This is a genomic window from Streptomyces roseus (assembly GCF_001044425.1).
Lineage (GTDB): Bacteria > Actinomycetota > Actinomycetes > Streptomycetales > Streptomycetaceae > Streptomyces > Streptomyces roseus.
On sequence record NZ_LFML01000015.1, the window covers coordinates 1 to 20,750 of the forward strand.

The window sequence follows — 20,750 nt, forward strand, 5'->3', positions numbered from 1 at the left end:
CCTGCCGGCCCGGCACGAGCAGGCGGTCCTGCGCCACACGATCGAGCGGCTGCTCGAATCGAGCCACGGCGACTACGAGATCATCGTCACCGTCGGGCACGACGACCCGGAGACCGCCGCCGTCGCCGGGGCCGCGGCCGCGCGGGCGCCGGAGCGCGTACGGGTCGTCGTCGACCACCACGCGTCCAAGAACAAGCCGAAGGCCCTCAACACCGCCCTTCCGCACTGCCGGGGCGACATCGTCGGGGTCTTCGACGCCGAGGACCAGGTCCATCCCGAGCTGCTCGCCCACGTCGACCACGCCTTCCGCAGCGCACCCGCTGGTACCAGGGCTCCTCCAGGTCTACCGGGAGAAGGACTCGCAGCGGCTGTCCGGCCGCGGCGCGCCCCCGACCCGGACGGCGACGGCCTCGTCTGCACGTAGCGGTGCCGGACACCCCGCAACGGGAGGAGCCCCGGCGCCGATGGGCGCCGGGGCTCCTGCGGGTCCTGCTGCTCCCGCTGCTCCTGCGGGTCCTGCTGCTCCCGCGGGTTCGTGCCCTAGTGCTGGTACGCGGCGAGCGAGATGCCGATGTAGTGGGCCACGAAGGCGGCCAGGGTCAGCGAGTGGAAGACCTCGTGGAACCCGAAGAAGCGGGGGGAGGGGTTCGGGCGCTTGATCCCGTAGATCACGCCGCCCGCGCTGTAGAGGAGTCCGCCGACGACCACCAGGACCAGGACGGCGATGCCACCGGTGCGCAGGAAGTCGGGAAGGAAGAAGACCGCGGCCCAGCCCATCGCTATGTAGCAGGGGGTGTACAGCCAGCGGGGGGCGCCGACCCAGAAGACGCGGAAGGCTATGCCGGCCGCGGCCGCGATCCACACCGCCCACAGGAGCGTCCGTCCGGTGGAGGGCGGGAGGAGGAGGACCGTCAGCGGGGTATAGGTCCCTGCGATGATCAGAAAAATGTTGGCGTGGTCGAGACGCCGCAAGATCGCCTCGCCCCGCGGCCCCCAGGTGCCGCGGTGGTACACGGCGCTGATGCCGAACAGCAGGCAGGCCGTGAGGATGTACACCCCGCACGCCACCCGCGCCCGCGTGGAGTGGGTGAAGGTCATCAGCGCCAGGCCCGCGACGACGACGGCGGGGAACATCCCGGTGTGCAGCCAGCCGCGCATCAGCGGCTTGGCCTCCGGTGCGGCCGGAGCGGCGGCGGCGTCAGAAGTCATGGCCGACATGCTACCTACGGGTCCGTAGGTTTCCGTTAGTGCGCTTTACGGAAGATTGACGGGAGTGGCGATGCTCACGTGAGAAGCCCCCTGGACATATGCGCACATGCACCGGATGATCAGATGAGTGCGGTCGGCACCGGATGAGCGGAGCGCGAAGCGTCCGGGTCGCAGCCCCCACGGGGCAAACACCAAACAACCCCTCTTCAAGGAGCAATCGTGGCGCGCGAGAACGCGGCTCCCCTTTCCCTCCCGACGACCCACCAGGAGCTGATCTCCTGGGTGGACGAGATCGCAGCGATCACCGAGCCGGACCAGGTCGTCTGGTGCGACGGCTCCGAGGCCGAGTACGAGCGCCTGTGCGCGGAGCTCGTCGCCAAGGGCACGTTCAAGAAGCTGGACGAGGGCAAGCGACCCAACTCGTACTACGCCGCCTCCGACCCGTCCGACGTCGCGCGCGTCGAGGACCGGACCTTCATCTGCTCCGAGAAGGAGGAGGACGCGGGCCCGACCAACCACTGGAAGGCCCCCGCGGAGATGAAGGAGATCTTCGCCGGGGAGGAAGGCATCTTCCGCGGCTCCATGAAGGGCCGGACGATGTACGTCGTCCCGTTCTGCATGGGCCCCCTCGGCTCCGAGCTCTCCGCGATCGGCGTCGAGATCACCGACTCCGCCTACGTCGCCGTCGCCATGCGCACGATGACCCGCATGGGCAAGCCCGTACTCGACGAGCTCGGCACCGACGGGTTCTTCGTCAAGGCCGTCCACACCCTCGGCGCTCCGCTCGCCGAGGGCCAGGCCGACGTGCCGTGGCCCTGCAACACCACCAAGTACATCTCGCACTTCCCGGAGACCCGCGAGATCTGGTCCTTCGGATCCGGCTACGGCGGCAACGCCCTGCTCGGCAAGAAGTGCTACGCCCTGCGCATCGCGTCCGTCATGGCCCGCGACGAGGGCTGGCTCGCCGAGCACATGCTGATCCTCAAGCTCACCCCGCCGCAGGGCGAGGCGAAGTACGTCGCCGCCGCGTTCCCGAGCGCCTGCGGCAAGACGAACCTGGCCATGCTGGAGCCCACGATCCCCGGCTGGACGGTCGAGACCATCGGCGACGACATCGCCTGGATGCGCTTCGGCGAGGACGGTCGCCTGTACGCGATCAACCCCGAGGCCGGCTTCTTCGGCGTCGCCCCCGGCACCGGCGAGCACACCAACGCCAACGCGATGAAGACGATGTACGCCAACACCGTCTTCACCAACGTCGCGCTCACCCCGGACGGCTCCGACGTCTGGTGGGAGGGCATGACCGAAGAGGCGCCCGCGCACCTCATCGACTGGAAGGGCAACGCCTGGACCCCGGAGTCCCAGACCCCGGCGGCCCACCCCAACGCCCGCTTCGCCGTTCCGGCCTCCCAGTGCCCGACGATCGCCCCCGAGTGGGAGGACCCCAAGGGCGTCCCGGTCTCCGCGATCCTCTTCGGCGGCCGCCGCGCCTCCGCGGTCCCGCTGGTCACCGAGTCCTTCGACTGGAACCACGGCGTCTTCATCGGCTCGAACATCGCCTCCGAGAAGACCGCCGCCGCCGAGGGCAAGGTCGGCGAGCTGCGCCGCGACCCGTTCGCCATGCTGCCGTTCTGCGGCTACAACATGGGCGACTACATGGGCCACTGGATCGACGTGGCCAAGGGCAAGGACCAGTCCAAGCTCCCGAAGATCTACTACGTGAACTGGTTCCGCAAGAACGACGCGGGCAAGTTCGTCTGGCCCGGCTTCGGCGAGAACAGCCGCGTCCTGAAGTGGATCGTCGAGCGCCTCGAAGGCAAGGCCGCCGGCGTCGAGACCCCCATCGGCATCCTTCCCACCAAGGACTCCCTCGACCTGGAGGGCCTGGACCTCCCCGAGGCGGACCTCGACTTCCTGCTCACCGTCGACAAGGAGGTCTGGCGCGACGAGGCCTCCCTGGTCCCGGAGCACCTGAACACCTACGGCGACCACACTCCCAAGGAGCTGTGGGACCAGTACCACGCGCTCGTCGAGCGCCTGGGCTGAAAGACCTGTCCGGAGGCGACTCCGGGCACCTGAGTGTGGGAGCCCCCGACCAAGCGGTTCCCACCGCAGCACCGACCGGATCCCTGTCAGGAGTGTTGTCCGCGCTCCTCCAGGTAGGTCGTGTGCGTCTGCTGACGGCGGGCCTCTGCTTCGCGGAGGCCCGCCGTCAGGCGTTCCGCCTCCTCGTGCAGCAGCGAGAGCTGCAGCTCCAGGTGGCGCTCCGGGGACTCCCCGCCCGGCGTGAGCCGGGTCCACCAGCGCGTGCGGTTGTAGGTGTCCACGCACTCGGGCACGTCCAGCTCGATCGCCCGCGACAGCACGTGCACCGACTCCGGGTCGGCGGCCAGCACTTCCGCCACCCACCCCGGCTCCAGCAGCGCCCCGTACAGCTCCATCAGCTCCGCGAGCCGGCCCCCGGCCGGATCCGGCAGGTCCACCTCGGCCACGTACTCCCGCAGCCGCGCGAACCGTTCCCGGATGTCGTTCAGCTGCTCGGTGGGGCCCCCGGGCGGCGGCGGGGCCGGCCGCTCCGGCGGGGCGATCAGCGCGCCCACCCCGTAGAGCCCCGCCACGACCACCGGCCAGTACGTGCCCGCCGCCCCGGTGACGGTCAGGCCCAGCCCGGCCACCCCGCAGCCACTGCCGACCAGGTTCTTCTTCGACTCGACGTAGGCGAGAAGACGCGCGCCGAGCCCCCTCGCGAGGGACCTACTGGTAGCCACGGATCTCCTCGAAGGCCCCGTCCAGCGAACCGTTGCCCCCGGTGGCGTCGAAGAGCCGCCCGCCGGTCAGCTCGGTGATGTGGGAGAGCTCCTTGCGGTCCGAGTCCCCGAAGAGCACCGCGAAGACCGGCGTGCGCTTCTGCGCGTCCGGCAGCCCGGCGTAGAAGGAGTCGAAGTCCCGCGCCTTGTCGCCGCTCTGCCCGTCCGTCATCAGCACGATCGAGGTGAACGCGTCCGCGTTGCCCCGGCCCAGGTGCTCGTACGCGGCCTTCAGACTGCCGTACACCGCCGTACCCCCCTCCGGCCGGAGCGACTTCACGTCGTTTCGGATCGCGTCCAGCGCGGGCCCCGGATTCCCCGGCTCGACCACGTGCGTCAGCACCTTCTTCACCTTGTCGCCGAACGGCAGGAGCGTCACCTCCTCGCGGTCCCGGAACCGCTGCCCGGTCCCCGAATCGCCGGTCCCCGTCAGCTCGGTGAGCGCCGAGTGCAGCCGCCCTATGCGGTCCTCCTCCTCCATCGAGCCCGAGGTGTCCAGCACGTACACCGTCCGCGAGGGCCGGCGCAGCTCGTTCTCGTACGAGGCCAGCAGCCCGTCCGCGACCGGACGGGTGCCCGGGAAGGGCAGCTCGCGCCGCTTGTCCGCGGCCAGCCCGGCCGCCGGCTGCACCCCGGCCGCGACCGGCCGGCGGAAGGTCCTCTCGGTGATCGCCTTCTGCGCCTCGGCCCCGCTCAGGTAGTCGGTCAGCGCCCGCCCCGACTCGCGGGCCCCGGACGGGGCCGAGGTCAGCAGGGTCAGCGGGTAGTGCGCCGTGACCACCCCGTCGCGCGGCCGGATCACCGTCAGGCCCGCCTTCGCGTCCCGGTTCATGGACAGCAGCACGGACTCGTAGTTCACCAGCGCGTCCACGTCGCCGCGCTTGGCGTACGCCGTGGCCAGCCAGCCGGAGGAGCCCGAGGTCAGCTTCTGCCCGGCGAAGAACTCCTTCAGCTTGGGCTGCGCCGTCTTCACGTCCGCGTCGGTCAGCGCCGCCTGCGCGCCCGACAGCCCGGAGGCCACCGATATCAGGGCGGAGAAACCGGAGTTGGAGCGCACCGGGTCGGTCATCCCGTACGTCAGCTTCCCCGCGGCGACCGCCTCGTACACCGCCGACCAGGTCACCTCCTCCGGCTTCCAGCCGAGCCGGGCCAGCGCCTCCGCCCGTACGCCCAGCGCGACGGGCGAGGACATCACCGGCGTCTCGCTGCTGAGCTTGCCCGCCGCCTCCGGACGCAGCCGCAGGTAGTCGTTCGAGGAGAGCCAGATGGCGTCGTACTTGCCGTCGGCCTTCCCCGAGGCCACCTGCTCGGCCGCGTCCAGGGTGCCGGTCCAGGTGAGCTCGACGCCGACCCCGGTGGCCGCCTTCGCCGCCTTCAGCACCGGCTCCATGTCGGCCAGTTCGCTGGAGGCCAGCACGCGCAGCTTGCCCTCCTGGTACTTCGACTGCGTGGGCTTCGCCGGATCCGGAGAGCCGGCGTCGCAGGCCGAGGCCCCGAGCAGGGTCGCGGCGAGCGCGACCGCCGCGGCCAGCCGCCGGCGCACCGATGCGGTACGCACGCTCATCGCTCGCCACCCTCCAGCACACCGGGGACGCGCGTGCGGGCCAGATGGGCCGAGGCGGTCCGCAGCTCCCCGGTCAGGGACTCGACGGTGGCGGCCATGTTCTCGGTCGCCTGCGCCTTGAACGTGTCGATCGCGTCCAGCGTCCGGTAGATCTGCGCGAAGGCCGTGCGCAGCGTCTCGGCGCCCACCGCCGGATCGGCCGCGATCCGCTGGATCTCGCCGCTCTGCGTGGAAAGCATGTCCGCGTTGCCCCGGATCAGCTCCTCGGTCGTCCCCTTCAGGGCGTTGACCTGCTCGACCACCTTGCGCTGGTTGTCGAGGGCCGAGGCCAGCATCACGGCGATCCGCAGCGCGGACACGGTGGTGGTGGCGGCCCGGTCGACGCCCTTGATCAGCTCGTCGTTGTTGCGCCGGACCACGTCCATCGCCAGGTAGCCCTGCGCGCACACCGCGAGCTGGGTCAGCAGGTCCTGGTGCTTCTGCCGGACCGGGAAGAGCAGGTCGGCGCGCATCGCCTCGGCCGCCTGCGGATCCGCGTGGCCGGTCTCGGCGATCCGCTCCGCCACGGCCTCGTCCAGGGCCTCGGTGAGGACCGCGTACTCCTGGAGCTTGCCCATGGTCTCCCACAGGTGGGCCCGCTCGGTGTGCAGGGCCGCGTTGTCGCGGCGCAGCTCGTCCTGGCCGCTGCGCAGCGAGCCCACGATGCGGTTGAGCGTGGCCTGCGAGGAGGCGTACTTGGCCACGTGGTCGCGGAACCTGTTGCCCCCGGGCAGCTTCGCGAGCAGCTTGCGGGCTCCCCTGGCGGGCGTGTCCCGCGGGTCGAGGTCCTCGACGGTGCGGCGCAGTTCGACGAGGGAGCCCGCGACACGGGCCTGGGCGTCGCCGCCGCCGTCGGAGCCGAGCGAGCGCACGGCCCGGTCCAGCATGCGGTTGGACTGCCGGGCGGCGCTGCGGATGTCGCCGGCGCCGAGTGCGGATATCTCCCCGATCCGGCTCGCGAACTCGGGGGAGCGGGTGTCGATCCCGGCGAGCGAGCCGACGTACTCCCCGGCCCGGCGGGCCATCTCCTCGCGCACCCCGTCCTGGAGCGGGACGAGGCCCGAGGCCTGCTCCCGCTTGACGGGGGCGACGGGCTCGGGGGCGGTGAGGACGAGCGGGCTCTCCTCGGGTGGTGTCAGCGTCATGCGTGGGTCCCCCTAGCTCTTGGCGCGCGCGGCGAGCGCCATGAGGATCTTGACGGTCGGTGCGCTGACCTGGCGGATGCCCGTCAGCTCCGGGTTGAGGTACGCGGCGTGCGAGGCGGTGGCCGCGGTGAACTCGGGCACGCCGTTCTGCGGCCGGAACCCGTGCCGCACGGCCAGCTCGCGCAGCTTCGGGTCGTTCGCGAGGAGGGAGCCGAGCTCCTCGGCCTTCTCGCTGATCGGCACGAAGGTGTGCGGGGAGTTGACGGTGGTGTCCGGGTAGAGCACCACCATGCCGTCGGTGACACCCGGTGCGGGCTTCTGCTGGAGGAGCGAGGCCACCTGGGACTCGTAGGCCAGGATGAGCGGCTCGCCGCTGCCGGATATGAAGGCCCGGAAGGGGTCGTCCGTACTCGGCTCCAGCGCGCCCTGGACGCGGATCAGCTTCTGCATCAGGGGCGCGGTGCGCTCGATCCCGGCGTCGTCGGAGACCACCGTCTTGTCGTTGGCGACGTTGGAGGTGGCGGCCAGGAACAGCGCCCCGGAGTTGGACGTCATCGGATCGGTGGTCTTGATGAACACCGTGCCGGTCAGCTCGGCGAAGGCCGCGGAGCCGGAGAGCTGCTGCCACTTGCGGTCCTCGGCGGCCGCCTTGAGGTAGGGGCCCATGAGGAGGGTCCCGGAGTTCTTCCCGTTCGTCGTGGCGAGGCCGTTGTCGACGAGCACCTTGGCGGCGTTGGCGCGGGCGATGACCACGAGCGGGGAGAAGAACGGCTTGGTGGTCTGGGCCCCCTTGACGCCGGCCGCGGCCTCGATCTCCGGTGCGGGCTCGCTGCTGCCGGGGAAGGCGAAGTCGAAATCCTTGAGGGCGAGTCGGTCCATCGCCCAGGATCCCGAGGTTTCGGTCTTCACGGTGTAGCCCTTGTCGGCCAGGGCTTTGACGACGTCAGAGTCCCGGAAGTATGCGGACTTCTCGGATCCGATGACGCCCTTCACGGTCTTCGTCGCCGTGGCCGGCTCGTCCTTTCCTCCGGCGAGCGCGACGGCGACCACGCCGCCGAGGAGGAGGACCGCCAGTGCGATGCCCAGGATGCGTCTCACGGGTGCAGCGTGCTCGCGGAAACCCACATTCCGCGTCAAGTTGAATGAACGTCAGGTGTCCAGGCGGTCCCACTTCGAAATGCTGTGTGGATCGGCCGGTGCTGGCAGGCGGGGCGGCAGGCCGGGAGGATCGTCCCCATGGGCGTGAGCGCGTTGAAGTGGCAGGGCTGGGTGGTGGGCCTGACGGCGCTGGCCGGCCTGCTGGTGTTCGCCCCGCTGGGCCTGTACGTGTGGGCCAGCGGAGAACCGGGCGCGGCGCCGCCGCGACCGGCGGTGCAGGACGTACGGGTCACCGGCTGCCGGATCGACCCCGGCAGCCGCCGGGTGGTGGCGGCGGTCGAGGTCTCGGGCCGCCCCGAGGGCATCGGCGGCTACCTGGTCACGGTCGAGTTCCGTGAGCGGGCCACCGTGGACCCGGCCGCCGCCCGTGCGCCCCAGGCCCTGGTGAAACTCCCGAACGTGGCCCCGGACGCCACCGAACACGCGGAGGCCCTGGGTCCGGTCTGGCCGGCGTCCACGGTCCCCTGGTGCGGGGTGGCGGCGGCGGAGTTCACGGCGGCCCGGTAGGAGGGCATGGCGCCCGGTCCGGAGCCTCCGCGGCCCCGGACCGGGGCCGATCAGTGGCTGCCGGCCAGGTTCAGCTCGGCGGCGTGCGCGTCCATCCGCTCGGCGGCGAGGATCGCGACGGTGGTGTCGGCGCGGGACGCGGCGACGACCAGCGCCCGCCCGGCCAGGTCATGGGCCCGCCGGTGCAGAGCGGCGAGCCCGGCGGGATCCGCGACCTCGGCGCGGGCCGCCCGCGCCGGCTCGGCGCCCCGCAGCCGCGTCACCTGCGCGGCGATCCGCGCGGCGGCGCCGTCGAGCCCGAGCTCGTCGGTGACGGCGAGCAGGGCCGCCAGGTGCCCGGCCAGCTGGGTGTCCAGCGCCTCGGCGCGGCTGCTGTGCGGGTAGCCCGCGCGGCCGTCGGAGTGGTGGCCGCCCACGCGGTGGACGACCGGCTTCGTGCGGATCGGCTCGTACATGAGGGGGCCTCCTGCGTGGTCAGGAGGCCATCCTACATTGGATCTGTTCTAAAGTTGTGCTCGATCCGGCAACGAGTGCCGATCGGCCCGCTACGGCTGGCCGTAGCCGTCCAGGAACTTCCCGATCCGGGTCACCGCGTCCGCCAGGTCCTTGGCGTTCGGCAGCGTCACGATGCGGAAGTGGTCGGGCTCGGACCAGTTGAAGCCCGTACCGTGCACGACCATGATCTTCTCGGCCCGCAGCAGGTCGAGCACCATCTGCCGGTCGTCCTTGATCTTGTAGACGGCCGGGTCCAGCTTCGGGAACAGGTACAGCGCCCCCTTCGGCTTCACGCAGGTGATGCCGGGGATCTGCGTCAGCAGGTCGTACGCCGTGTCGCGCTGCTCCAGCAGCCGCCCGCCCGGCAGGACCAGGTCGTGGATCGACTGCCGGCCGCCGAGGGCGGTCGCGACGGCGTGCTGCGAGGGCATGTTCGCGCACAGCCGCATGTTGGCCAGGATCGTCAGGCCCTCGATGTACGACGAGGCGTGCTTCTTGGGGCCGCAGACCGCCATCCAGCCGGCCCGGTAGCCGGCGACGCGGTAGTTCTTGGAGAGCCCGTTGAAGGTGAGCGTCAGCAGGTCGGGCGCGATGGCGGCGGTGTTCGTGTGCGTGGCGCCGTCGTAGAGGATCCGGTCGTAGATCTCGTCCGAGCAGACGATCAGGTCGTGGCGGCGCGCGATGTCGGTCAGCCCGCGCAGCATCTCGTCGTCGTAGACGGCGCCGGTCGGGTTGTTCGGGTTGATGATCACGATCGCGCGGGTGCGGTCGGTGATCTTGCGCTCGATGTCGGCGAGGTCGGGCATCCAGTCGGACTGCTCGTCGCAGCGGTAGTGCACGGCGGTGCCGCCGGCCAGGCTGACGGAGGCCGTCCACAGGGGGTAGTCCGGCGCCGGGACCAGCACCTCGTCGCCGTCGTCGAGCAGCGCCTGCATCGACATCTGGATCAGCTCGGAGACGCCGTTGCCGAGGTAGATGTCCTCGACGTCCAGCTCGATGCCCTTGGTCTGGTAGTGCTGCATGACCGCGCGGCGCGCGGAGAGCAGCCCCTTCGCGTCCCCGTACCCGTGCGCGTTGCCCAGGTTGCGGAGCATGTCCTCGAGGATCTCCGGCGGGCACTCGAAGCCGAAGGCCGCGGGGTTGCCGGTGTTCAGCTTGAGGATGCGATGACCTGCCGCTTCGAGCCGCATGGCCTCTTCGAGCACGGGCCCGCGGATCTCGTAGCAGACGTTGGCGAGTTTCGTTGACTGGATCACCTGCATGACGGGAGCTTACGGGCCGGGCGGCCGCCGCGCCGAGGTATTCGGGACGGGAGTGGGGGATGGATATGTCCTGTTTCGAATGATGGGACGGTGGCGGCCCGGTCCGCCCTTGGAAACGGCGGCCACCGACCCGCCCCGACCTGCGGAATGGGTGAATCCGGGTGGCGCCGGATCCGCGGTGTTGCACGCGTCACGTCGGGGCGTGCGCACGGGGTGCGTACGGGGCCTGAGTACGGGCATGAGTACGCGCACTCATGCGCCGCGGCGCCACCGCGGCGCAGGCTTGCCGGGACGGCGGGCCGGAGGCGTGGGAAGGCGGGGGCGGAGCGTGGAATTCATGGTCGGCGGCATGGCGATCAGGACGGTGGGCACGGACGGGGACGACCGGGCGATCGAGTTCCTGGTCGCACCGCGGAGCGGGGAGGACGGCGAGGGTGCCGAGTGCGGCGGGGAGGCCGAGGAGGCGCATTTCGCGATCCACCGCGAGCACGGCCAGGGCTGGGAGAGCGCCCGGCTGACCATCGACCCCCTGTCGGGCAGCGTCCCGATCGCGGCGGTGGAATGGGCGATGGAATTCGCCCGCGAATACCTCTGAGCGGGCGACCGCAGCGGGCCCGCGATTCTCGCCGGCCCGTTGCCGGTGGTCCCCCTCCCGGGCGTGCCGGGCGTGGCCGCGGGCGTGCACGGCCCCGCCCGGGGTGTCCTACCTGCTGATGATCACCATGGGGATCTCGCGGGGGGAGGCGGACGCCTGGTAGTCGTCGAAGAGGGGCCACAGGGCCGTCATCGCCGGCCAGTAGATCTCGCGCTCCACGGCGCACGCCGTGCGGGCCGTGGCCTGGAAGACGGCCGCACCGACCTGGAGGCGCACCTCCGGGTGGGCGGTCAGGTTCCGGTACCAGGCCGGGTGCTCCGCGGCGCCCCAGTCGGCGGCGAGCACGATGTGCCGGCCCGCGTCCTCGACGTAGATCAGCGGGGTCCGGCCGGTCCGGCCCGTGGCGCGGTCGAGCGTGGTGAGCAGGAGGGTGGGGACCCCGTGCCACAGGTGGCCGTCGAGCCCGCCGGTGCTCACGTAGTCCCGGACGTGCTCCCGTTCGCGGCTGCGGCGCGGGTCGGTGGGGTGGTCCCAGTCGATGGTGATCGTCTGCATGGCGGTGCCTCCGAAATCAGACCCCCCGCGCGGCTTAACGATCCTTCGCCGATTCTGGATGCGGTGATCGCCCGGATCGCGCTCGGGGCAGCCCGCGTCCCCCCGGGGGCATCCCCCCGTCGGCAGCCCGTGGCAGCCCGTCGTGGCCCCGGCCCGGGAACACCGCCCGGCCGGGGCCACCAGCAGCTTCGTACCTGCCACCACCGCTCGAGGGGGGATCCCCTAAGGCAGGTAGCGCTCGATGACCTGCGGCCCCTCCTTCTCGATCAGCTGGCGCGCCTTCTCGAGCCGCTCCGGAGTCGGCTCCATGCCTTGCACCATCACGAGGTCCTCGGGGTCGTACGGCCGTTCCCCGCCGCTGAAGAGCTTGGCCGGCCGATTGGGCTGCTGGCCCGATTCACTGTCCATCGGGATACCTCCTCGCCGATTGCCCCCGGTTTCCGTGCCACCGGTCCCCTCATCCTCCGGCGACATCGCCATGAACGCACATCGGGCCCGTACCCCCGGCGGACCGCCCGGGCTAAGCGGCGGCGACGGCCGCCAGGGTCGTCACCGCCGTTATCGCGGCGCAGATGCTCAGGTTCACGGCCCTGTGCTCCCAGAACACCGCGACGAATTCGCGCAGCGTGGCGCTCGGCCAGTAGTACGTGGCCGTCGGGGAGCCGAGCACCTGGCCGTTGACCCCGACCGCGCGGGCCATCATCGCGGCCCGGAAGGCGTGGAAGTTGTTGGTGACGACCACGCACCGGTAGCCGGGGTCCGCATCGGCCATGATCGTGCGGCTGAAGGCGAGGTTCTCCCTCGTCGTGGTCGAGCGGTCCTCCAGCCGTACGTGCTCCTGCGGGACCCCGCGCGCGATCAGCCAGTCGGCCATCGCCCGCGCCTCCGAGAGCTTCTCGTCCGATCCCTGCCCGCCCGAGACCAGCAGCAGCGGGGTGCGCCCGCCCCGGGCCACCTGGGCGGCGTGGATCTGCCGGCCCTTCTCCAGCCGGGAGGCCAGCAGCGGCGGCACCCGCTCCCCGCAGATCAGCCCGGAACCCAGCATCACCACGTAGTCGACGTCGCCGCGCACCGTGATCCGCCCGTACAGGAAGGCGTAGGCGAGGAAGCAGAGGAAGAGGAAGGAGACGTAGCCGACGAGCATGACCAGCCCCGCCACCATCGTGTCCACGACCCGGTTGCCCCGCCCCGCCACCCCGAGGACCAGCGCGATCAGCGCGAAGATGCCCAGGCCGGCCGCCATGGAGAGCATGTTGGTCGGGCTGCGGCCCTCCTTGCGGAGCATCGTCAGACCGTTGCGGATCAGGTAGCCGCCGAGGACGAGCGTGCCGAGCGTCGGCACGACCAGTACCACCAGCACGGCGATCGCGTCCAGCGGTGACGGCAGTTCAGGTATCTGGAACAGCAGGCCGATCGAACCGCACATGAGGGTGAGGCCCAGCAGGACCGCGTTCCGGAAGCGCCGGCGGTCCTCCCGCACGCTCACGCAGAAGAGGACGAAAAAGAGCGCGGCGGGGAGAAAGGCGAGCATGTCGCCCATCGTAGGCGGACGGCCCCCGTCCCCCTGCCGTCCCTGTTGCTGCTGCCCCACATCCTCCTGCGGCCCGGACCCGCGGCGGCGTTCAGCGACCCCGGTACGGGGCCCTGCGCACCGAACGCCCCGCCAGGACCTGCGTCCTGCGCCCGTCCCGCATCACGAACCGGCCGTCGATCAGCACGTGCGGGATGCCGCTCGGCAGCACGCGCGGGTTCTCGTACGTCGACCCGGCCGCGACCGTGTCCGCATCGAACAGCACGAGATCGGCCCGGTACCCGGCCCGCACCAACCCCCGGTCCGCCAGCCGCAGCCGGGCCGCCGGACGGCCCGTCAGGTGGGCCACGCACTCCTCCAGCGAGAGGACCCCGAGCTCGCGCACGTAGTGGCCGAGGTAGTGCGGGAAGGTCCCGTACGCCCGCGGATGCGGTTTCGCGCCCTGGAGGATGCCGTCGGAGCCGCCGGTGTGGACCGGATGCCGCATGATCGCCCGGACGTTCTCCTCGTGGCCGACGTGCTGGAGGACCGTCGGCCCCAGCCGGTCCGCCAGCAGCAGCCGCCGGGCGCCCTCCCAGTCGCGCAGGCGCGTGCCCACGTACGACCCGAGCGCCGGGTCCGCCGTCCCCGCGATCTCGATCGTCGACCAGTCGACCGGCACGCCGTGGCAGCCGTCCGCCCCGGTCACCTCCAGCGCGTACCGGATCCGCTCCGACTCGGCGTCGTCGCCCAGCCGGGCGAGCACCGCCCGCGGGCCGCCCTCGTTCGCCCAGCTCGGCAGCAGCGCCACGAGGGTGGTGCAGCCGGGGGTGTACGGGTACGAGTCGAGGCTGATGTCGGCCCCGGCGGCGAGGGCGGCGTCGAGGAGGGCCAGCAGCTCGGCCGCCCGGCCCTCGTTCTCCGCGAAGTTCATGGTGGCGTGCGCCAGGTGGAGCGCGCAGCCGGCCTCCCGGGCCAGGGCGACCATCTCCGCGTACGCGGCCAGGGCGCCGCGCCCGTACGAGCGGTGGTGCGGGCAGTAGTAGCCGCCGTACGAGCCCACCACCCGGCACAGCTCGGTCAGTTCGGCGCCGGACGCGTACATGCCGGGGGTGTAGGTGAGCCCGGACGACATGCCGACCGCGCCCTGTGCGAGGCCCTCGGCGACGAGGGTGCGCATCCGGTCGAGTTCGGCGGCGGTCGCGGGGCGGTCCTCCCAGCCGAGGGCGTACGCGCGGACGGTGCCCTGCGGCACGAGGTAGGCGGCGTTGACGGCGATGCCGGTGCGGTCGAGCCGGTCCAGGTAGCCGCCCACGTCCCGCCAGTCGAACGCGATGTCCTCGCCCGCGCCGTTCCAGCCGGTGACGGCCGCCCGTACCTCGGCGAGCGTGCGGTCGTCGACCGGCGCGTACGAGAGCCCGTCCTGGCCGAGGACTTCGAGGGTCACGCCCTGCGCCGCCTTGGCGCTGTGGTCCGGATCGCGGAGCAGGGCGAGGTCGCTGTGCGCGTGCATGTCGACGAAGCCGGGCGCCAGGGCGAGGCCGTACGCGTCGACGGTGTGCCGGCCGCCGGAGCGGATCCGGCCGATCTCGGCGATCCGGCCCTCGTGCACCCCCACGTCGGCGGTGTACGAGGGCCCGCCCGTGCCGTCGACGACGCGGGCCCCGCGGATGACCAGGTCCACCGGCTCGGCCCGGCCCGCCTAGAAGAAGGTGCGGACGTAGTCGGTGACCGTGCCGTCCGCCTCGACCACCGGGATCAGCGGCCACTTCTCGAAGATCGTGCACGGGTGGGACATCCCGAGCGCCACCCAGTCGCCGACCCGCACGTCCTCCTCCGCGTCGGTCTCCAGCCAGGCGTGCTGGTCGGACAGCTTGACCACGCGGACCCCGGCGGCCGACCGCTCCTCACCGGTCAGCGCGTCGCGCACCAGCTCGGCCTCGGGCAGGCCGAGGTCGTAGGCGATGTCCCGCTTGCCGGCGTTGACGAAGGCCTGCGTGGGGGAGGGGCGGGAGACCACCTGAGTCCAGAGCCGGAAGGCGGGCCGCAGACCGCCCTCCTGCGGGACCCGGTTGAAGGGGGTGAGGCGGGTGTACCAGCCGTGGTCGTGGGAGACGTACGCCCCGGAACGCAGCAGCTTGAGCACCGGCCGGGACAGTTGCGGGAGCTCCCCGAACACGTCGGCGACGGCGTCGAACCAGGCGGAGCCGCCCGCGCTGACGACGATCTCGTCGAGTCCGGCGGCGAACCGCCCGGCCCGGTCGAACTCGACGGCCAGCCCCGTGAGCCGGCGCAGGTACGCGTGCACGGACTCCGGGTCGGCGCCCGGGACCTCGGCCTCGTACCCGGCGATGCCGACCAGGCGCAGGGTGGCCGCCGCGGCCACGGCGTCGGCGACGGCCCGGCAGTCCTCGTCGGTCCGCGCGCCGGTGCGGGCGCCCTCGCCGGCCCCGAGCTCGACGACGACGTCGACGACCTGGGACTGCCCTCGCAGGCCGCGGTCCATGAGCTCGACCCCGCGGACCGAGTCGACGTAGCAGACGAAGCGGAAGCCGGGATCGGCGGCGAGCTCGGCGGCGACCCAGCGCAGCGCCGCCGGGTCGACGAGCTCGTTGGCGAGGAAGATCCGCCGGATGCCGAAGGCGCGGTAGACGCGGGCCTGGTGGGGGACGGCGGCGGTGATGCCCCAGGCGCCGTGCTCCAGCTGGCGCTCGAAGAGCTGCGGGGCCATGCAGGTCTTGCCGTGCGGGGCGAAGGCGAGGCCGTGGCGGGCGGCGTACTCGCCGAGGGCGGTGAGGGTGTGCTCCAGCGCCTCGGCGTCGAGGGTCAGGACGGGGGGTGGTGAACCCGCCCGTGTACAGGTCCCGCTTCTCGGCGGCCAGCTGCCCGACGGTGAGGCCCGCCCGCTCGGCGTCGGGCGGCAGCCCCTTGAACCGGTGGTCGAGCGGTTCGTCGGCGAGCCGTCGGACTGCGTCGCTGCCCATGCGGAATCCTCCTCGCGTTGCATGTGCTGCAACGCCCGTTGCGTGTTTTGCCGCTTGCTGTCTAGCATCCTGCGTACGAGGGGTCAACGGCCGGCCTCGCGTACCGGTTCCGGACGGCGGCGGCACGGGAGGAGACGGCGTGAGCCAGTCGGTGGAGCGGGCGCTGCGGATCCTGCCGCTGCTCGCGCGCGGCCCGGCGGGACTCGGCGAGGTCGCCGAGGAACTCGGCGTCCACAAGAGCACCGCGCTGCGCCTCCTGCGCACCCTGCACGAGCACGGCTTCGCCTACCGCCAGCCCGACGGCCGCCACCGCCTGGGCGCCCGGCTCTTCGCGCTCGCCGCCGAAGCCGTGGAGAGCCTCGACGTCCGTACCGTCGCCCACCCCCACCTCGTCGAGCTCAACCGCCTCACCGGCCACACCGTGCACCTCGCCCTCCACCAGGACGACGAGGTCGTGTACATCGACAAGGTCGAGAGCCGCTACCCCGTCCGCATGTACTCCCGCATCGGCCGGCCCGTCCCCCTCACCGTCGCCGCCGTCGCGAAGCTGCTCGTCGCGGACCTCCCCGAGGCCGAGCGGCGGGCCCTGGCCGAGCGCATCGAATACCCCCGCCACACCGCCCGCTCCACCCCCGACGCGCAGGCCTTCCTCCGCGAGCTGGCCCTCGTACGGGAACAGGGCTGGGCCGCCGACCTCGGAGGGCACGAGGAGTCGGTCAACTGCCTCGGCGCGCCCGTGCGCGGGCCGGACGGGCGGGCCGTCGCGGCTCTGTCGGTCTCCGCGCCCAGCGTGGTCGTCAGCGCCGAGGGACTGCTCGAACTGCTTCCCCTGGTCCGGCGCACCGCCGAGACCATCGGCCGGGAGTACTCCGGCTCCCCGCACGCCCCCCACCACGACGAGGACACCCCGTGACCGAGAAGACCGCCCTCACCCCCGACACCCACACCACCCCGCCGGCCCGCTTCTCGCACGGCGTGCGCAAGGGGAACATCCTCCAGGTCGCCGGCCAGGTCGGGTTCCTCCCGCACGTGGAGGGCCGGGCGCCCACGCCCGCCGGGCCGACGCTGCGCGAGCAGACCGTCCAGACGCTGGAGAACGTCCGCTCTGTACTGGAGGCGGGGGGCGCGGGCTGGGACGACGTGATGATGATCCGCGTCTACCTGACCGACACCGGCCACTTCGCCGAGATGAACGAGCTCTACGACGCCTACTTCGAGCAGCAGGGGCTGAAGGAGGTCCCGGCGGCCCGCACCACGGTCTACGTGGGTCTGCCCGCAGGCCTCCTCATCGAGATCGACGCGCTCGCCGTCCTCGGCTGAGGCGCCGCGCGCCGCGGGCAGCGCGACGGCGGCGGGCCGCGCCCGGCGGTCGCCGGGCGCGGTGAAGGGCGCCCCCCTGGCGGTGGGGCGCCCCGGTGTCACGCACTCGGCTCACGTGCAGTACTGCGCCTGCTTCCCGATCGAGCGGTACATGCAGTCCGCGTTCTCCAGCAGTTGCAGCACGGCGTCGCGGTTGCGCGCCGTCTCCCGGTCGATCACCTCGTCCGGCGGGTAGAAGCCGCCGCCGCTGCCCGAGTCGGTCGGGTACATCTCGAAGGTGTACGCGAAGATCTTCTGGTTGCCCCACAGCCAGTCGTCGATCGTCCCGTCCGTGATGTACAGGTCGCTCGACTGCTCCGGCGTGTAGCCGTTGCTCCGCGCCATGCTCGTGCCGATGGTCTTGTACACGGCGAGGTCGTCGGCCGTCAGGCCCGGCGCCGTGTCGTTGTACGTCCACCCGAACGGCCACAGCACCAGCTCGCTGTACGTGTGGAAGTCGATCGCGGCCGTGATCTGCTGCTTGCCGCCGACCACCCGGCTGCGCACGAAGTCCGCGACCACCTTCACCTCGGGGCCCGACTCGGCGGCCGCGCCGCGGTAGGTCTCGGAGCTCTTGGAGCCGCTGGAGCCGCCGCAGCAGCCCCACTTGTAGTCCCAGTTGCGGTTGAGGTCGGTGCCGACGTACGAGGAGCCGGAATTCGGCTGCCGGTTCTTGCGCCAGGAGCGGTAGGAGCCGGTGGCGATGTCGTACTCGCCGCCGTCCGGGTTGAGGTCCGGCACGATCCAGATCTCGCGGCCGTTGACCATGTTGGTGATCCGCGAGTCGGTGCCGTACTTGGAGCCGAACTCCTTGAGCAGGTAGAGCGCCATCTCGACGGTCAGGTGCTCGCGGGCGTGCTGGTGGTGCGTGAAGAGCACCTCGGGCTCGTTCTCGTCGGTCGCGACGTTGTCGCTGATCTTGATGGCGATGATGTCCCGGCCCTGGTACGACTTCCCGATCACCTTCTTGCTCATGATCGAGGGGTACTGCGCGATGCGCTGGTCGATCTCCGCGCTGGCCTCGGCGTAGTTGTGGTACATCGAGTCCTTGGACGGGAAGTCCATCGGGCTCGCCGCGACGCCGCGCTCGGAGCGGTCCGGCGGTCCGGGCAGAGCGGTCAGCTTGTAGCCGAGCGCGCGCAGCTCCCGGGCCTGCATCGGATCGGCGCTGACGACGACCGAGCGGGCGTCGACCTCGTCGATGGAGACGCCCGTACGGAGCAGGGCCGTTCGCTCGGCCGGGGTGGCCGGGCCCTTGATCTCGTACTGGACGACGGCCTCGTCCTGGGTGGCGGTCGAGGGGGTGGGCGGCGGGGCCGCCGTCGCGCTCATGCCGTAGGCGGGTGCGCCGAGCGCGAGAGCGAGCAGGGCCGCCGTGACGGCGGCCCTGCGTCGGGTGTGGAGCCGCATGCGTTCTCCTGGGTGGGAGTGTGGGGGTAGCCGTGCGGACGCGCACAGCGTGCTCTCCTGGCATGTCCCGGTCAAGAACTCGATTCCGGCCAGATCCGCCGGGCGGGAGTCCCGGCGGTCGGCCCTCCACCGGGACGGCCACCCCCACACGTACCGCCTAGGGCAGCGCGTGAACCTTCGGACCCACCGAGTTGGACCAAGCGCCACCCGCCTTGGCGTCCCAGTTGGTCGACCAGGTCATCGCGCCGCGCAGCCCCGGGTAGGTCCGCGACGGCTTGAAGGTCCCGCAGTTCGTGCCCCTGGCCAGGCAGTCCAGCGCGTTGTTCACGATGGTCGGGGAGACGTAGCCGCTGCCCGCGCCGCTCGGCGAGGCCGGTACGCCGATGCCCACCTGCGAGGGGTCGAGCCCGCCCTCCAGCTGGATGCAGGCCAGCGCGGTGAGGAAGTCCACCGAGCCCTGCGAGTACACCTTGCCGTCGCAGCCGTTCATCGCGCCGCTGTTGTAGTACTGCATGTTGACGACGGTCAGGATGTCCTTGATGTTCAGCGCCGTCTTGAAGTAGCCGCCCGCCGTCGACTGCATGTCGATGGTCTGCGGGGCCATCGTGATGACGAGCGAGGAGCCCGCCTTGGCGGAGAGCGAGCGCAGCGCCTGCGTCATGTAGGTCGGGTTGAGGCCGTTCTCCAGGTCGATGTCGATCCCGCCGAAGCCGTACTCCTGCATCAGCGCGTAGGCCGAATTCGCCAGGTTGTTCGCGGAGGTGGAGTCGTTGACCGAGATGGTGCCCTTCTCGCCCCCGACCGAGAGGATGACGGACTTGCCGGCCGCCTTCTTCGCCGCGATGTCTGCCTTGAACTGGGCGACCGTGTAGCCGCCGAGGCCCGCGGAGTCGAGGTTGAACGTGATGGCCCCGGGCGTGGCCGTGGCGTCGGCGAAGGAGACCGCGATGATGTCGTACTGCGACGGGACGTCGGAGATCTTCTGGACGGTCGCGCCGTTGTTGAAGTTCTGCCAGTAGCCCGTCAGGGCGTGCTTGGGCACCGAGGGGTTCGGGTTCGGGTTGCCGCCGCCGGTCGTCGTCCCGGTCACCGCCGCCGACTTCGGGCCCTCGCCGGCCGCGTTGTACGCGCTCACCTGGAAGGAGTACGAGGTGGCCGCGGCGAGCCCGGTGATCTGGGCGGGGGATCCGGTCACGGTCTTGACGCGAACGCCGTCCTGATAGACGTAGTAGCCGCTCGCCCCGCTGACCGCGTTCCACGAAAGGGTGAGCGCGTTCGCGCTCTGGCCGGAAACGGCGGTCCCGCCCGGGGCGCCGGGGACGGACGGTCCCGGGTCGGTGCCCCCGCCGCCGTCCGGGCCGAACACGCTGAAGTCGTCGACGACGTAGGCCGGCTGCCCGTACCAGCCGTGCGTCCACACGGTGACCTGGGTGGTGTTCGCCCCCGTGGTGAAGGTGGTGGAGAGCTGCTGCCAGCCGCCGCCCGAGCCGGGGGTCCAGGTGGACACGTCCTGCGTGCCGGTCCCGGTCACGCCGAGGTAGACGTACGAGCCCTGCACCTGCTCGCTGAGCGTGTACGTGGAGTTCGGCTTGACCGTGACGGTCTGGCTGCACTGCGCGCTGTCCTGGCCCGCGGGGGTGGCCTTGAGGGCGGCGGCTCCGCCGTGGACGGGCGCGGAGACGACGGTGCCGCTCCCGGAGGTACAGGTCCAGTTCGCCAGACCGGACTCGAAGCCTCCGTTGCGGACGACGTTGACGTCGGCGGCTTGCGCGGTGCCGGCGGCGAGAGCGGTCAGCCCGCCTGCGGTCAGGGTGGCGGCGCCCAGCAGGGCGAGCGAGCGTATGCGGTTCACGTGGTCTCCGTGGGGGGAGAAGGGGATGTGAAGGGGGAGGTGGAACAGATGGGCGAACGCGCCCGGAGCCCTGGGTGGGGGAGGCCCGATGGGAACGTCACGGCGTGGGCCCCAAGTTGGTCCAGACCAATCTCCCTGTCAAGGCTCTTTGCAATGTGGCTTGAATTGATCGGCCGTCCGCTCCCGGATGTCCGGGTTTCCCGCCACCTGTGACCGGGGCCGCCGGTACGGGAATCACCAAGGCCCTGCCCCGCCAGGGACGACGCGGATATGGTGCTGGGGCAAGGGGGAAGGGCGCC

18 protein-coding genes and 2 pseudogenes are annotated in these 20,750 nt (G+C 71.6%); 6 read left to right on the forward strand and 14 right to left on the reverse strand.

What is annotated here, in order from left to right; genetic code table 11:
- Positions 1 to 322, forward strand: a pseudogene (locus tag ACS04_RS03685) (glycosyltransferase); the annotation flags it as partial.
- Between the two features lie 218 nt (positions 323 to 540).
- Here the strand turns inward: ACS04_RS03685 and trhA are convergent.
- Positions 541 to 1,218 (reverse strand): PAQR family membrane homeostasis protein TrhA, encoded by a 678-nt coding sequence (gene trhA, locus ACS04_RS03690; protein ID WP_107438524.1) that lies wholly within the window; start codon positions 1,216 to 1,218, stop codon positions 541 to 543.
- A 210-nt stretch (positions 1,219 to 1,428) separates the two neighbouring features.
- Here trhA and ACS04_RS03695 point away from each other — a divergent pair, with 210 nt between their 5' ends.
- A complete protein-coding gene (locus ACS04_RS03695; RefSeq protein WP_048475020.1) occupies positions 1,429 to 3,255 on the forward strand; it encodes a phosphoenolpyruvate carboxykinase (GTP) in 1,827 nt (608 codons plus the stop codon).
- A gap of 86 nt (positions 3,256 to 3,341) precedes the next feature.
- Here ACS04_RS03695 and ACS04_RS03700 read toward each other — a convergent pair whose 3' ends face one another.
- Genes ACS04_RS03700 through ACS04_RS03715 form a run of 4 tightly spaced genes read right to left on the reverse strand, consistent with a single transcriptional unit; the run spans position 3,342 to position 7,862 of the window.
- Positions 3,342 to 3,977: a hypothetical protein gene (locus ACS04_RS03700; protein WP_063839229.1), complete on the reverse strand. Its 636-nt coding sequence runs from the start codon at positions 3,975 to 3,977 to the stop codon at positions 3,342 to 3,344.
- Positions 3,964 to 5,580 (reverse strand): substrate-binding and vWA domain-containing protein, encoded by a 1,617-nt coding sequence (locus tag ACS04_RS03705; RefSeq protein WP_048475022.1) that lies wholly within the window; start codon positions 5,578 to 5,580, stop codon positions 3,964 to 3,966. Before ACS04_RS03705 ends, ACS04_RS03700 begins: the two co-directional genes overlap by 14 nt.
- Positions 5,577 to 6,764, reverse strand: a complete 1,188-nt coding sequence (locus ACS04_RS03710; RefSeq protein WP_048475023.1) for a toxic anion resistance protein — start codon at positions 6,762 to 6,764, stop codon at positions 5,577 to 5,579. Before ACS04_RS03710 ends, ACS04_RS03705 begins: the two co-directional genes overlap by 4 nt.
- A gap of 12 nt (positions 6,765 to 6,776) precedes the next feature.
- Positions 6,777 to 7,862: a substrate-binding domain-containing protein gene (locus ACS04_RS03715; RefSeq protein WP_048475024.1), complete on the reverse strand. Its 1,086-nt coding sequence runs from the start codon at positions 7,860 to 7,862 to the stop codon at positions 6,777 to 6,779.
- A 144-nt stretch (positions 7,863 to 8,006) separates the two neighbouring features.
- Here ACS04_RS03715 and ACS04_RS03720 point away from each other — a divergent pair, with 144 nt between their 5' ends.
- Positions 8,007 to 8,429, forward strand: a complete 423-nt coding sequence (locus ACS04_RS03720) for a hypothetical protein (protein WP_158977166.1) — start codon at positions 8,007 to 8,009, stop codon at positions 8,427 to 8,429.
- A gap of 50 nt (positions 8,430 to 8,479) precedes the next feature.
- Here ACS04_RS03720 and ACS04_RS03725 read toward each other — a convergent pair whose 3' ends face one another.
- Together ACS04_RS03725 and ACS04_RS03730 are read right to left on the reverse strand one after the other, a co-directional pair.
- Complete coding sequence (locus tag ACS04_RS03725; RefSeq protein WP_048475026.1) at positions 8,480 to 8,884, reverse strand: SCO4983 family protein; 405 nt, start codon at positions 8,882 to 8,884, stop codon at positions 8,480 to 8,482.
- Positions 8,885 to 8,974: 90 nt separating this feature from the next.
- Positions 8,975 to 10,186 (reverse strand): pyridoxal phosphate-dependent aminotransferase, encoded by a 1,212-nt coding sequence (locus tag ACS04_RS03730; protein WP_048475027.1) that lies wholly within the window; start codon positions 10,184 to 10,186, stop codon positions 8,975 to 8,977.
- A gap of 349 nt (positions 10,187 to 10,535) precedes the next feature.
- Between ACS04_RS03730 and ACS04_RS03735 the strand changes: the two genes are divergently transcribed.
- A complete protein-coding gene (locus ACS04_RS03735) occupies positions 10,536 to 10,781 on the forward strand; it encodes a hypothetical protein (RefSeq protein ID WP_158977168.1) in 246 nt (81 codons plus the stop codon).
- A gap of 108 nt (positions 10,782 to 10,889) precedes the next feature.
- Here ACS04_RS03735 and ACS04_RS03740 read toward each other — a convergent pair whose 3' ends face one another.
- From ACS04_RS03740 to ACS04_RS03760, 5 genes and pseudogenes are all read right to left on the reverse strand, one after another.
- Positions 10,890 to 11,336 (reverse strand): nitroreductase family deazaflavin-dependent oxidoreductase, encoded by a 447-nt coding sequence (locus ACS04_RS03740; protein WP_048475029.1) that lies wholly within the window; start codon positions 11,334 to 11,336, stop codon positions 10,890 to 10,892.
- Between the two features lie 222 nt (positions 11,337 to 11,558).
- Complete coding sequence (locus ACS04_RS03745) at positions 11,559 to 11,744, reverse strand: hypothetical protein (protein ID WP_030159484.1); 186 nt, start codon at positions 11,742 to 11,744, stop codon at positions 11,559 to 11,561.
- A gap of 112 nt (positions 11,745 to 11,856) precedes the next feature.
- Positions 11,857 to 12,867, reverse strand: coding sequence for a YdcF family protein (locus ACS04_RS03750; RefSeq protein ID WP_048475102.1), 1,011 nt, complete (start codon positions 12,865 to 12,867; stop codon positions 11,857 to 11,859).
- Between the two features lie 91 nt (positions 12,868 to 12,958).
- Positions 12,959 to 14,530 (reverse strand): N-acyl-D-amino-acid deacylase family protein, encoded by a 1,572-nt coding sequence (locus ACS04_RS03755; protein WP_048475030.1) that lies wholly within the window; start codon positions 14,528 to 14,530, stop codon positions 12,959 to 12,961.
- Positions 14,531 to 14,548: 18 nt separating this feature from the next.
- Positions 14,549 to 15,830 (reverse strand): annotated as a pseudogene (locus tag ACS04_RS03760) (amino acid deaminase).
- A 139-nt stretch (positions 15,831 to 15,969) separates the two neighbouring features.
- Here ACS04_RS03760 and ACS04_RS03765 point away from each other — a divergent pair.
- Both ACS04_RS03765 and ACS04_RS03770 read left to right on the forward strand, forming a co-directional pair.
- The gene (locus ACS04_RS03765) at positions 15,970 to 16,743 is read left to right on the forward strand and encodes an IclR family transcriptional regulator (RefSeq protein ID WP_048475031.1); all 774 of its coding nucleotides are present in this window, start codon (positions 15,970 to 15,972) and stop codon (positions 16,741 to 16,743) included.
- Complete coding sequence (locus tag ACS04_RS03770) at positions 16,740 to 17,150, forward strand: RidA family protein (protein WP_048475032.1); 411 nt, start codon at positions 16,740 to 16,742, stop codon at positions 17,148 to 17,150. The genes ACS04_RS03765 and ACS04_RS03770 overlap by 4 nt, the downstream gene beginning before the upstream one ends.
- Positions 17,151 to 17,261: 111 nt before the next feature.
- On the opposite strand, the gene ACS04_RS03775 is transcribed toward ACS04_RS03770, so the two are convergent.
- A complete protein-coding gene (locus ACS04_RS03775) occupies positions 17,262 to 18,599 on the reverse strand; it encodes a M14 family metallopeptidase (RefSeq protein WP_048475033.1) in 1,338 nt (445 codons plus the stop codon).
- 157 nt (positions 18,600 to 18,756) lie between these two features.
- Complete coding sequence (locus ACS04_RS03780) at positions 18,757 to 20,451, reverse strand: chitinase (RefSeq protein ID WP_048475034.1); 1,695 nt, start codon at positions 20,449 to 20,451, stop codon at positions 18,757 to 18,759.
- Between the last annotated feature and the right edge of the window lie 299 nt (positions 20,452 to 20,750).